1 pseudogene is annotated in these 574 nt (G+C 60.6%); it reads left to right on the top strand.

Going from position 1 to position 574, the window contains the following annotated elements:
* Positions 1 to 317, top strand: a pseudogene (locus tag J5224_RS34290) (ATP-dependent RNA helicase RhlE); the annotation flags it as partial.
* Positions 318 to 574: the final 257 nt, after the last annotated feature.

The following is a 574-nucleotide window of genomic DNA, read 5'->3' as shown; positions in this document are numbered from 1 at the left end:
GTGTGGATGAGCACAAGCTGTTGCGCGTTATCGACCGACTGCTGAAACGCGAAATTCCGCGCATTGCCATGCCGGGCTTTGAGCCCGATCCGAACACCAAGGCAGAGCCGATTCAAAATGGCCGCCAAAGCCAGCGCGGTGCACCGCGCGGCGGCGATCGTTCCGGCAGTGAACGCCACAGTACGGCACCGCGCCGCCAGCGCAGTGGCGAAGGCTCTCCTTCTGGAGAGCAACGCCGTGGCGGTCAGGGTAAACCTGCCGCATCGCGCCCGCAGGGATACGGCCAGCGCCGCCCGGCACGCGCCAGAAGCGAGTAATAAATGCGTTCGCAGGGGAGCTGTCATTCCCCTTTACTCGCCCCTCGTCATCCTCGGCTTCTCCCTTGTCATCCTCGGCGAAAGCCGGGGATCTCTGACAGAAGAAACACGCGCAGTCTGCCAGAGATTCCCGCTTGCGCGGGAATGACTGTATTCGGCAGGCCTTCCCATTACCCTGGTTTATCAGTAAGCTGCTTAACTCGCCCTCATCCGCAAGCCGACGCGCTTTGCCCAATAAAGACTGAATAATGAGAACA

Source organism: Candidatus Symbiopectobacterium sp. NZEC135 (assembly GCF_025962695.1).
The sequence above is the reverse complement of the archived record's forward strand: the minus strand, read 5'-3'. Positions and strand labels throughout refer to the sequence as shown.